Raw genomic sequence first — 12,214 nt, 5'->3', positions numbered from 1 at the left:
TTTAGTTTAACTGACTACCTTATTTCGGCCGGATTCTTTCGCCTCGTAAAGTTTTTGGTCGGCCTGTTTTAATAACGTATCCATTTGATAAACAGGCCCTGTAGAAAAGCCTATTGAAATAGTCAGTTTTATTTTGTCTTTACTAAATTCTTGGCTGTTATTCTCTACAAAATACCTAAACCCTTCGAGTCGTTTAAGCGCTTCTTGCGGGGTTTCATCTGCAAAATAAACAGCAAATTCTTCGCCACCTAAACGCGCAACTAAATATTTTTCAAAGTATTTTTTAAGGCAGATAGCCAGCCCTTTTAAAACCTGGTCGCCTGCATCATGGCCATAAGTGTCGTTAATAGATTTAAAGTGATCTATATCAATCATGGCCAGCGCGCCGTTTACCTTTTTGAGACTGAGCTCTTTAAGAGAGTTATTTGCTTGCTCAAAGAAATAACGACGATTAGGGAGGTCAGTTAGGTAATCTGTGTTGGCTTGGCGTTTTATTGTCGCTATTTGTTCAAGCATGCCAACGTTTTGGCTTAGCCTGCAATAAAACTCTTCGTTATTAAACGGTTTATGCAGGTAATCGTTTGCACCATTTTTTAGGAATAAGCTTGATAGCTCAGATGAATCAGCGCCAGAAATACCAATAATTGCCTTTTCATCGTTACTGTAAATTCTGCGAATTTCGCTACACAACTCATCGCCGTTCATATTGGGCATTTCGTTGTCGGTAATGATCACTGAGATATCGGGTGAGTTAGCAAGAACTTCTAGTGCTTTTTTTCCATCTTCAGCTTCAGATACTTGATATTTGTGACGTAACAATAAGCTCACAACATAGTGGCGGGTAGATATAGAGTCATCAACAACTAGTACTTTTACATTTTCATTGCGAGGTAAACGTTTTAACTGTTTTTCAAGATATTGATAGGCCTGTTTATTTTCTTTTATTATATAGTCAATAATAGGGTACTTTTCTACCATGTTACGCGTTTTTTTATCTATATTTCCCGTCATAACAATGGTAGGAATTTCAGCGTCAACGGTGCAGGTAATCGCTTCACCCATTGGTGCGTCAGGCAAAATAAAATCAACAACCGCACAAAAATAATCGTTTTGACTAATCAATACTTTTGTTTGTGCTAACGTTTCTGCTACATCTACCTCGTAGCCTACCTTTAGCGCTATGTGTTTTTGCACAAGCGCTATAGCAGGTGTATCTTCAACTATTAATATCTTTCGCTTCACGGAACACCTAAATCATATTATGCAAAAATGCTGCTTAATACATGTTGTAACCGTAAAAGCGCCAAAAAGCAAATTGGTTACGTGTTTATAAGCTGTCAGATTCTGAATAACTTTCATGATTTATTGGCGCAGGGCTCGATATTTTAGAGCGCCCAAACAAGGTATGAAACTTCGTTTTACACGTCGTAAGCTTTAGGTATTTTAGCCATGCTCGCTCAATCGGATTAGTTGGTTCTTGTGAGCCAGTTACTACGGCTACAAAATTTTCTTGGTGCTCATTTTGTGGTTCAATCGTCTTACTATATAAACCTTTTAAAACAATGCCATGTTGTTCTAGTATACTGGCTTCTAATAAGGTGAAATTTCCGCTGCGGCTAAAACCACGTGGAAAATTTTGATCATCATAAAATTGACGTTGGCTAACAAATGCTTGGCGTAGTAATGAAATGTTAATGCTCATAGCTATATCCTCATACCCTATTAATTAGTTGGAGTATGATGCAAGTTTGGCAATTTTTTAAACAAGTTATTTTTATCGTGAGGATAAAAAAGTGGATATCGATTTATTAAAAACATTTGTTGAAGTAGTGCGCACGCGTCATTTCGGTAAAGCCGCAGAAAACCTATATATAACGCAGTCGGCGGTAAGCTTTCGTATTCGCCAATTAGAGCAAGGACTTGGCGTTAATTTATTTATTCGCCAGCGTAATAATATTCAATTAACAGCGCCTGGTGAGCGGTTATTACCTCACGCGCAAATGATCATAACCGGTATGCAGCGCGCGAAGGTAGATGTGGCCCTTGCCGACAACATGCATAAACAAATTAGCTTAGCGGGCACCCCTAATATCTGGGATGCTTTTTTGCAGTTTGGTATTACTAATATCGTGTCGGCTATGCCGGGAGTGTCTTTGGTGGCTGAAGTTAAAGCCCAACAAGAAAGTACGCGATTATTGCTTGAGCGCACGCTTGATTTGGCCATTTTATTCGATCCACCAAAAGTGGATGAGTTAGTTGTTGAGCGTATTTGTGAACTACCTATTATTCCTGTGAGTGGGTATGACACGGCAACAAACGAGAATTTTTTTGATAATCAGTACGTGTATGTTGACTGGGGGACGACATTTTCGCTTTGGCATGCACGCCAGTTTACCGGTAAAACCCCTCCTTACTTTAGAACAAGCACCGGCCGAATTGCACTCGATTTAATTTTGCAATGTGGTGGCAGTGCATTTATTCCTCATGTTTTAGTAGAGCAACATTTAGAAAATGGTGAATTATTTCATGTAAAAAACGTAGAAAATACGTCAAGAGATATATTTGTAGCCTACCATAGAGATAACGAGCAAAAGGAACTAATAGAAACACTAATAAATTTACTTCCTACTATTGAGCTTAACGCTTAAACGTTGGAGGTTAAGTGGGTACATATTTGCTTGATTAGTGTTCGTGTCCTTTTGATTTCAAAAATAATGCAGTTTTATTAACTTTAAAAGTCAAAAATATTTCATTTGTAATATTTCTGTCATTTAGTGGTGACAAACTGCAGTCGTTTTAAAAATTAGTCTTTTGTGATTATCGAGGAAATAACATGAAATTTGTAAAATCGAGCTTATGTGTCGCTTTGCTAAGTGGTTTATCTTTTAATGTACTTGCAGACGTGGATGTTTACGGTAAAGCAAATGTAACTGTGCAGTCTACAGATGACGGTGAAGGGTCGTTTACTGAAATTAAAAGTAACGCATCTCGCTTTGGTCTTAAAGGTTCTGAAAAAATTACCGATGGCTTAGAAGCAGTTTATAAGTTTGAGTTTCAAGTTGATGTAACTGATGCAGACTCAAAAGGCGACGACGATAATATTTCTGCGCGTAACCAATACGTTGGTGTTAAAGGCTCATTTGGTCAGGTAGTAGTGGGTCGTAACGACACGGCGTTTAAACAAGCGCAAGGTAAACTCGATTTATTTAATGACCTTGAAGGCGATATTAAAAACGTATTCAAAGGTGAAAACCGTTTAGGTGATTCAATTTCTTATGCGTCAAACTCATACGAAGGCTTTAAAGTACTTGCTACTTTTATTGCTGAAGATGATGTAGATGCAGATAACGGTTATTCAATGGCTGTAACATACGGTGATTCAGCGCTTAAAAAGAGTGCAATTTATGCCTCAATTGCAGCTGACAGCGAAGTAAACGGTTATGATGTAGTGCGCGCATCAATCCAGGGTAAAGTTGAAGACTTTAAACTAGGTGCTATGTACCAAACTCAAGAAAAAGTAGACGGTTCAGCTGAAGGTGACGGTTACTTATTAAATGCGGCATACAGCATGGGTAAAAATACATTTAAGGTTCAGTATCAGGCAATGGACTTTGACGATAGCGATGATAAAACAGCTATTTCGGTTGGTGTTGATCACAAGCTTAACAAAAACATTAAAGTATTTGGCTTTTACTCAAGCTTTGATATGGACAACAACGTAGACCAAGATTACTTAGGTTTAGGTATGGAATATAAGTTTTAACGGCAGGACGTGTTGAACTTTGGTGGTTGAATTTCCAGCAGTATGTTTGGTTTTTAGGCAAGGCAGAGCCTGTGCAATGTGGTTATTCCCCATAAATAGGCGATAACGTAGCATAAATACCAAACATGCGCTGCCCTCTGGGTTCTTTCTAGGGACTATTAACTCTTTGTTGCTCGGTTTTTACTTAGCCCACTAGGTTACAAACCTCGCGCCGCGATTTAATCGCCCCTAGATTGAACAAATTTAAATCCACAAAGGTCAACACGCCCTAGTTAAAACACTCCCTTTTTAACCGCGCTGTTATTAGCGCGGTTTTTTTTGCTTTAAATTATTTACTTACCCGCCCATAATAGAGCTTCATTTGGAATGAGGTGCAATTCCTCAACTGTTCCCGCAACTGTAATTAGCACTTTGCTTTAAGTCAGATACAAATCAATTTTTAATGAGCGGGCCTACTCATGCTAATTTTAATGTACTCCTTTTTGGTCGTTGCATTACAAGTGGGTACTCGTGTCTAGGACAGAGTATTGCAAACTAAAGCACCATTATTAAGCGTTCAAAACCTCTCGTGGGGAATAGCAAATAAATCTATTCTCAAACATATTAATGTGCAAATACCCGCAGGTAAATTTGTTGGCTTAATAGGGCCCAATGGTGCAGGTAAATCGAGTTTACTGCGTTGTTTATATCGTTTTAATAAGCCAAGCGAAGGGGTTGTAGAGTTTAATAACCGAGATATTTGGCAGCTCAAAAGTGACGAATATGCAAAGTGCGTTGCTGTTGTTTTGCAAGAAGCACCATCGCATTTTAACTTGTCGTTATTTGATGTTGTGGCGCTTGGCCTCACTCCTCATAAATCGTTATTTAGCTCTACATCGCAAAGCGAAAAAACACAGATCACTCAAGCTATAAAAACGGTAGGGCTTGAGCAGCACACCAATCAAAATTTTGAATCGCTCTCTGGAGGAGAAAAACAACGCGCACTCATTGCACGTGCTATTGTTCAGCAACCTCAACTGTTAATAATGGATGAACCCACTAGCCACCTTGATGTTAAGTACCAAATACAGGTTATGGAATTGGCAAAGTCTCTAGGTGTTACGGTGTTTGCTTCATTTCATGATCTTAATTTAGCCGCGGCTCTTTGCGATGAGCTCGTAGTCATTAAAAACGGAGAAATAACGCATACCGGTTCGCCCGCAGAAGTACTCACTGAGCACATGCTTGATGATGTATTTGGTGTATGCGCACAGATAAATAGCCACCCACAAGAATCTCAGCTTGGCAAAAGCACACCTCATATTACTTATTTTTATGGTTATAAATAACATGCTGGCCTCTCGATTTCGCCATTCTGCGGCGCTATTTATGTTTATTGTCATTGCTACAGTAAGTCTGTTTTTAGCTTTGAGCTTTGGCGCAACAGATACGTCAATAAACGATGTATTTAACAGTCTTGTGCATTTTAATGATTCGTCACTGACCAGCCGTATTATTTTTGAATTAAGAGTGCCGCGCACATTATTGGCGTTTTTGGCCGGTGCAGGTTTAGCTATTGCGGGGCTAATTTTACAAACTGTGACACGTAACCCATTAGCCGATCCCTATTTATTTGGTATATCGTCAGGTGCTTCGTTTGGTGTAGTTATCCTTATGGCATTTGTGGGTATTAGCGCGGGCGTTGCCCTTTCTGCGGCGGCGCTACTAGGTAGTTTATTAGCAATGAGCTTGCTTATATTAATAGCCACAAGGCAACAAGGTGGGCAGGTTGAATCGATGTTGTTAGCTGGTGTTGCACTCTCATTTTTATTTAGTGCATTTACTAGTTTGTTACTTTATTGGAGTGAGCCGCAAGCCGTTGCCGCTATTTTATTTTGGACCTTGGGTAGTTTTGCACGTGCGCAGTGGGCAACACTATGGATACCATTTTTAGTGATTACATTGTGTACCTGCGTAATGATTAGCTTTAGGCGCCAACTTAATGCCATGTTATTAGGTGATGAAAGTGCCATAACTCTTGGTGTTAAAGTGAAACGATTTAGGTTACTGATGCTAATTTTAAGCTCATTAATAACCGCTGTGCTGGTGGCAATGTGTGGTGGTATTGGTTTTGTTGGGTTAATGGTGCCACACATTGTGCGCTTTTTTATCTCGCAGGGAACCGTCGCAGGGCTATTAATAACAAGCTTAGCAGGAGGCACATTTATGGTATGGGTCGATGTACTGTCACGTTCTTTACTACAAAATCAAGAGCTACCTGTTGGGGTGATCACGGCCGCTGTGGGGAGTGCGTTTTTCTTAAGTTTACTCTTTTTTAGAAAGTCGAAGGTATAGCCATGAAAACGCTTATGATACAAGGCACGACCTCTGATGCAGGAAAAAGCACCCTAGTGGCTGCGCTTTGTCGAGTATTTGCAAATCAAGGTATAAAAGTCGCACCGTTTAAGCCACAAAATATGGCACTTAATAGCGCAGTGACAAACGACGGTGGCGAAATTGGCCGAGCACAAGCTTTGCAAGCTATTGCTGCTAGAGTTGAGCCCGAAACTGACTTTAATCCCATATTACTTAAACCCAATAGCGACACTGGCGCGCAAGTTATTATTCATGGTAAAGCGATTAGCAACATGGAAGCGGGTAAATACCACGATTATAAAAAAGTCGCTATGGATGCCGTCATTACATCACACGAGCGTTTAGCAAAACGGTTTGAGTTGTTATTGGTGGAAGGTGCGGGAAGCCCCGCTGAGATAAATTTGCGTGAAAACGACATCGCTAACATGGGCTACGCTGAAAAAGTAGACTGCCCGGTGATCATCATTGCCGATATAGATAAAGGTGGTGTATTTGCTCATTTAGTGGGGACATTGGCATTACTTAGCGAGTCAGAGCAAGCACGTGTAAAAGGGTTTGTAATTAACCGTTTTAGAGGAGATATAAGTTTACTGCAAGGAGGGCTTGATTGGTTAGAGAACTATACAAATAAGCCTGTTTTAGGTGTACTGCCATACCTCCACGATTTGACTCTCGACGCGGAGGACGCTGTTGCAATAGGCAATAACGTCACCCATGCAACTATCAATATTGCAATATTATTAGTGCCACATATTAGTAACCATACCGATTTTGACGCACTGCGTTTACACCCAAATATTAATGTTAATTATGTACGCCATACGCAGGTAATTCCTGATGTTGATCTTATTATTTTACCAGGCAGTAAAAACGTACTTGGCGATTTAACTTTCTTAATAAATGAAGGGTGGGATAGGCAAATAAAACGCCACTTACGCTATGGGGGTAAAGTGCTTGGAATTTGTGGTGGCATGCAAATGCTGGGTAATATTATCCACGATCCAGAGGGGGTTGAGTCGTCATTAAAAAGGGTGAATGGGTTGGCCTTATGTGATTTTGAAACCACACTGAGCGCGCAAAAAGTACTTTCTAAATTATCAGCGACGATGCAGTTAAATGATTTACAAACACCGTGTAGTGGCTACGAAATACATGCAGGTATTAGCAAAGGGGCCGCGCTTAATAAGCCATTTTTAACTTTTAATGAGCATCCAAATGGATTTAAAACGGATGGTTTTATAAGTGACGATAACGCAATTGCGGGCACTTATTTACACGGTTTATTTGATGAGCCCAACGCCACTATGGAAATTTTCAAGTGGGTAAAACCAACTTTACAGCTTGACCCAATAAGTATTGATACACACCGCGAACAGCAGTTAGCGCGTTTAGCAACTATGTGCGAAACACATTTAGATATAGCGCAAATTATCTCGATTTATAAAGGACACAATAATGACTGAACAGACAAACGACAAGCATAAACAGCGCCAGCAAAAAGTAAAAGAACACGTAGATGCCCGTGTTGAAGCTGCGCAAGAGGTTAAAGGTATTTTTCAAGTCATTACTGGTAATGGGAAAGGTAAATCGACCTCTGGTTTTGGTGTGGTAGCACGCTGTGTAGGCCATGGTCAAAAAGCCGCTGTGTGTCAATTTATAAAAGGGACATGGGAATGTGGTGAGCGTAATTTATTACAAGGCGCAGGTGTTGAATTTGCTGTAATGAATACTGGTTTTACGTGGGATACACAAAATAAAGAGGCTGATACTTTAGCAGCGCAAGCAACATGGCAAGAAGCAAAGCGTATGCTTGCCGACAGCAGTATTAACTTAGTACTACTTGATGAACTCACTTACATGGTGACTTATGGCTACATCGACTTAGACGAAGTAGTGAGCGCACTTAATAATCGCCCGGCTATGCAATCGGTTATTATCACAGGGCGCGCAGCGCACAGAACATTGACTGACCTTGCCGATACAGTGAGCGAAGTGCGCAATGTAAAACACGCATTCGATTCAGGTGTAAAAGCACTAGAAGGGTTTGATTACTAGTGATTAAATTGCTTTTTATAGGGTTAATGCTGTTTAGTTTACAGAGCAATGCAGTGGCGAACGCAGAGCCTGAGCCTAAAAAACTACGTATAGTTGCACTTGCCCCACACATAGTTGAAAACCTATTTGCTATTGGTGCAGGTAGCGATATTGTGGGTACCGTTGACTATGCTGATTACCCACATGAAGCAAAAAATATAGCTCGCATTGGCGGGTACTATGGCATTTCTCTTGAGAAATTATTAGCTTTAAAACCTGATTTAGTGATTGCCTGGAAAAGCGGAAATCAACAGGAAGATATAGCACAAATAGAGCGCTTGGGTATCAAAGTGCATTTAAGCAACCCTACAAGCATAGAAGGCGTGCAAACTGAACTACTCACTCTTGGTAAATTAACAGGGTACGAAAAGCAAAGCCAACAGGTTGCCAAAGTGTTTAAGCACAAGTTAACCGCTATTATAAAAAACCAGCAAGGGAAGCTGCCTATATCTGGTTTTTATCAGTTATGGGCCGAGCCAATGATGACCATCAGTGAAAGCACATGGATTGGTCAATTAGTAAGTACCTGTCATGTAAATAATGTATTTGCTAATAGCACGACCCAGTACCTACAAATCAGCATTGAAAATGTCATTGTTACTAAGCCTCAGGTGATTATTATTCCTGACGAAAAGTCTAATACCCCGCAGCCAAATGTTAATTGGAAGGCATGGCCAGAAGTGCCTGCGGTTAAAAATAATCAGTTTATTCGCGTTAACGCCGATTTACTTCACCGTTTTACACCGCGTATGCTAGATGGACTGGCGGATATGTGTGATAAAATAGACGCGTCACGAAAACAAATAAAGAGTATGTAATGAGCGACTGGGATACATTTATACACAACGAGTTACAGCAACCTTATATGCAGAAAACCTTAAACGCAGTCGAAAACCGCCGAGCGCAAGGTGTTGCTGTTTATCCCCCTGAATCGCTCGTATTTAATGCGTTTAATGTCACGCCTCTAAACGATATTCGTGTGGTCATTTTAGGGCAAGACCCTTACCACGGTGAAGGGCAAGCTCACGGGTTATGTTTTTCTGTTCTGCCAGAGGTAAAAAAATTACCACCCTCGCTTAAAAATATGTACAAAGAGCTGGCTACAGATATTGAGGGTTTTGTTATACCTGAACATGGTTACTTGCAAACCTGGGCGGAGCAAGGCGTATTTTTACTAAATACTGTTTTAACGGTAGAGCAAGGACAAGCACATTCGCATAAGCATTTAGGCTGGGAGCAATTTACCGATAATGTTATTGCTCATATTAACGCGAACTGTGATGGGGTTGTGTTTATTTTGTGGGGAGCGCATGCGCAAAAAAAAGGAAAAGGCATAGATAGCACTCGCCACTCTATTTTGAGTGGTCCGCATCCGTCGCCGCTGTCGGCTCATCGAGGCTTTTTTGGTTGTAAGCACTTTTCGCGAACTAACGAACTACTGTTAGCGCAAGGTAAAAAGCCCATAAATTGGCAGGTTTAGTTAAATAAGTTTGAACATTAAAAAAGCCCTCATAAATGAGGGCTTTTGTGTAATTGGTGGGTATAGAAATTAAAAATCTAGCTCATCAATTGCAATTGTGTCTGCAAAGTAATCAAATTCCTCTAATTCTTTACGTAGACGTTGTTTATCTTTTATTGCTTCTATTTCGCGCCATTTTCTTTTTTTGTTCTTCTGAGAGGTTTTTCTTTTTTCATCAGGACCTTCTAGTATCTCTAATATATCGTTTAGGCTATCCATGAACTTCTCCTATTGATTTTATTGACCTCAAGAGTACCTATACCACAGGCCTAGCTAAAATAGAATAAAAAAGTGACAGAGATGTTACAAAATTGTGATGCTTAAATGAAGGTTTATACCAGTAAAGTATTGTTTTTAAATATGAACACGTGAAATACAGTTTACGAAAAATTTAAGCCGATGAGAGTTATTTTTCTATAGATAAAAGATGTGAGGGAGGTGGGTTTATTCGCCCGTTTTTTACAGACATAAAAAAACGCCATAAATAATACGGCGCTTTTTTATTTTTTTACAGCAAATTACATTGCCTTGAAGCGTTCTTCTAATTGCTCTTGTGCTTGTGCAAATGAACGAATACCTTCAGCTAGCTTTTCAGTGGCCATTGCGTCTTGGTTATGTAACCAACGGAATTGCGCTTCTGTAAGCGGCTCAGGTTTTGGCTCTTTAGGAATATCACTTTCTAGTAAATATTCTTGTGCGCCTTCAAGGTTACCTAAGTCTTCTAAAAGGTTAGGGCTAATAGTTAGCTTGTCACAACCTGTAAGAGCAATAATTTCACCCGTGTTACGGAAACTTGCACCCATAACCACTGTTTTGTAATCATGGCGTTTGTAAAACTCAAAAATGCTGCGTACTGATTGCACACCAGGATCTTGTAGTGGATCCGTTGGTTTTTCCATACCGTTGGCAACGTGCCAATCTAAAATACGGCCAACAAATGGCGAGATTAGAAATACATTTGCATCAGCACATGCACGGGCTTGGGCGTCGCTAAATAATAAAGTAAGGTTACATTTAGTCCCTTCTTTTTCTAACTGCTCAGCGGCTTTAATACCTTCCCATGTAGACGCAACTTTAATTAAAATTTTGTCTTTGCTTACACCTTCTTTTTCGTAAAGGCTAAGTAGAGTGTGTGCTTTAGCAATGGTTGCTTGAGTATCAAACGATAAACGGGCATCTACTTCTGTAGAAATATAACCTGGTACAATTTCACTAATTTCTTTACCAAGTAATACAGCAAAATAGTCACATGCAAGTTCTAGTTGTTTAGCTGGCTCTTGCTCGGTTTCTTTTGCATAGCTCCAAGCTTTATCTAGGTAAGGCTTATAAGCTTCAATCTCGCTCGCTTTTAATAAAAGCGACGGGTTTGTGGTTGCATCTTCTGGTTGATGCTTTTTGATCGCTTCAATATTGCCAGTGTCGGCTACGATAGATGAATGTTGTTTTAGCCTTTGTAGAGCTGAAGTCATTTGCTTTCCTCATTCCAAGCAAGTTAAAAGAATAATCTACCCTTAATATATAACATCCATACTGCAACAGTGTGACAATGCTTGATAGGTCTTATGTCCTTATCAATTAAAAAACGGCAATGTATGAATTTTTAAGGGAGGATTTATTTAAACAAAACGTGCTTTTCGTTTCATTTAATGTTGAAATTGACATTAAATAATTTACAAGTCAATAGCTAACTATGATCACTGTTATTTCACCTGCAAAAAATCTTGATTACGACACGCCACCGGCAACCGATAAGTTCACTCAGCCTGAATTACTCGAGCATAGCGAGGAACTCATGAAAGTATGCCGTGAACTAACACCTGCGCAAATTGGCAGTTTAATGAAAATTAGCGACAAGCTTTCAGGCCTTAACGCAGCGCGTTTTAGCGAATGGTCGCAACCTTTTACCTCTGATAACGCCAAGCAAGCCGCACTTGCTTTTAATGGTGACGTATACGGTGGGTTAGAGGCGAGCACGTTAACTGCAAGTGACCTTGATTATGCGCAAAGCCATTTGCGTATATTATCTGGATTATATGGTTTATTAAAACCGCTTGATTTAATGCAAGCGTACCGACTAGAAATGGGCACTAAGCTTGAAAACTCGCGAGGTAAAAACCTGTATGAGTTTTGGGGCAGTATTATTGCTGACAAACTAAACGAAGTAATAAAAGCACAAGATGCACAATATCTCGTTAACCTAGCTTCAAACGAATACTTCAAAGCGGTAGATAAAAAAGCGCTTAACGCGCAAATTATTACGCCGCACTTTAAAGACTGTAAAAATGGGCAATATAAGGTCATTAGTTTCTACGCTAAAAAAGCGCGTGGCATGATGGCGCGTTACATTATAGAAAACCAAGTAACGCAGTTAAGTCAGCTAAAAGAATTTACCGTTGCAGGTTATTACTTTAGCGCTGAGGCAACAACTAAAGAGTTAGAGCCTGTATTTATGCGCGACGAACAAAGCTAACGTGTTAAATACA

The 12,214-nt window shown here is 39.9% G+C and carries 13 protein-coding genes and 1 riboswitch; of the genes, 9 read left to right on the top strand and 4 right to left on the bottom strand.

The features are described from left to right. Positions 1-6: 6 nt before the first annotated feature. Together KZZ04_RS07395 and KZZ04_RS07390 are read right to left on the bottom strand one after the other, a co-directional pair. Positions 7-1,242: a diguanylate cyclase gene (locus KZZ04_RS07395; RefSeq protein WP_138529084.1), complete on the bottom strand. Its 1,236-nt coding sequence runs from the start codon at positions 1,240-1,242 to the stop codon at positions 7-9. 85 nt (positions 1,243-1,327) lie between these two features. Further along, complete coding sequence (locus KZZ04_RS07390; protein WP_006793159.1) at positions 1,328-1,702, bottom strand: DUF413 domain-containing protein; 375 nt, start codon at positions 1,700-1,702, stop codon at positions 1,328-1,330. 91 nt (positions 1,703-1,793) lie between these two features. Here KZZ04_RS07390 and KZZ04_RS07385 point away from each other — a divergent pair, with 91 nt between their 5' ends. The 8 genes from KZZ04_RS07385 to ung all read left to right on the top strand — a co-directional run bounded on the left by KZZ04_RS07385 (position 1,794) and on the right by ung (position 9,692). Continuing rightward, a complete protein-coding gene (locus KZZ04_RS07385; RefSeq protein WP_058405856.1) occupies positions 1,794-2,648 on the top strand; it encodes a LysR family transcriptional regulator in 855 nt (284 codons plus the stop codon). Between the two features lie 185 nt (positions 2,649-2,833). Beyond that, positions 2,834-3,763 carry a porin gene (locus KZZ04_RS07380; RefSeq protein WP_058405857.1) on the top strand — a complete coding sequence of 310 codons (930 nt, stop codon included), beginning with the start codon at positions 2,834-2,836 and terminating at the stop codon, positions 3,761-3,763. Between the two features lie 312 nt (positions 3,764-4,075). Beyond that, a riboswitch (cobalamin riboswitch) is annotated at positions 4,076-4,215 on the top strand. 75 nt (positions 4,216-4,290) lie between these two features. Next, positions 4,291-5,091: an ABC transporter ATP-binding protein gene (locus KZZ04_RS07375; protein ID WP_219422293.1), complete on the top strand. Its 801-nt coding sequence runs from the start codon at positions 4,291-4,293 to the stop codon at positions 5,089-5,091. Position 5,092: 1 nt separating this feature from the next. Further along, positions 5,093-6,097, top strand: a complete 1,005-nt coding sequence (locus KZZ04_RS07370) for an iron ABC transporter permease (protein WP_058405894.1) — start codon at positions 5,093-5,095, stop codon at positions 6,095-6,097. 2 nt (positions 6,098-6,099) lie between these two features. Further along, positions 6,100-7,581, top strand: coding sequence for a cobyric acid synthase (locus KZZ04_RS07365; protein WP_219422292.1), 1,482 nt, complete (start codon positions 6,100-6,102; stop codon positions 7,579-7,581). Next, positions 7,574-8,173 carry a cob(I)yrinic acid a,c-diamide adenosyltransferase gene (gene cobO, locus KZZ04_RS07360; RefSeq protein WP_058405860.1) on the top strand — a complete coding sequence of 200 codons (600 nt, stop codon included), beginning with the start codon at positions 7,574-7,576 and terminating at the stop codon, positions 8,171-8,173. Before KZZ04_RS07365 ends, cobO begins: the two co-directional genes overlap by 8 nt. Next, positions 8,173-9,030, top strand: coding sequence for a cobalamin-binding protein (locus KZZ04_RS07355; RefSeq protein WP_219422291.1), 858 nt, complete (start codon positions 8,173-8,175; stop codon positions 9,028-9,030). Before cobO ends, KZZ04_RS07355 begins: the two co-directional genes overlap by 1 nt. After that, positions 9,030-9,692: a uracil-DNA glycosylase gene (ung, locus tag KZZ04_RS07350; protein ID WP_138529078.1), complete on the top strand. Its 663-nt coding sequence runs from the start codon at positions 9,030-9,032 to the stop codon at positions 9,690-9,692. Before KZZ04_RS07355 ends, ung begins: the two co-directional genes overlap by 1 nt. 69 nt (positions 9,693-9,761) lie before the next feature. On the opposite strand, the gene KZZ04_RS07345 is transcribed toward ung, so the two are convergent. Together KZZ04_RS07345 and tal are read right to left on the bottom strand one after the other, a co-directional pair. Beyond that, entirely contained in the window at positions 9,762-9,950 is a 189-nt protein-coding gene (locus KZZ04_RS07345) for a DUF3545 family protein (RefSeq protein WP_006793150.1), read from the bottom strand. A 299-nt stretch (positions 9,951-10,249) separates the two neighbouring features. Further along, entirely contained in the window at positions 10,250-11,200 is a 951-nt protein-coding gene (gene tal / locus KZZ04_RS07340) for a transaldolase (protein ID WP_219422290.1), read from the bottom strand. 221 nt (positions 11,201-11,421) lie between these two features. Here tal and yaaA point away from each other — a divergent pair, with 221 nt between their 5' ends. Further along, complete coding sequence (gene yaaA / locus KZZ04_RS07335; RefSeq protein ID WP_058405864.1) at positions 11,422-12,201, top strand: peroxide stress protein YaaA; 780 nt, start codon at positions 11,422-11,424, stop codon at positions 12,199-12,201. The last annotated feature ends 13 nt before the right edge of the window (positions 12,202-12,214 follow it).

The organism is Pseudoalteromonas sp. CR1 (assembly GCF_019392235.1).
In the GTDB taxonomy this organism is placed as follows: Bacteria; Pseudomonadota; Gammaproteobacteria; order Enterobacterales; family Alteromonadaceae; genus Pseudoalteromonas.
Note: the sequence above shows the minus strand (reverse complement) of the source record. Positions and strands in the feature narration are given on the sequence as shown.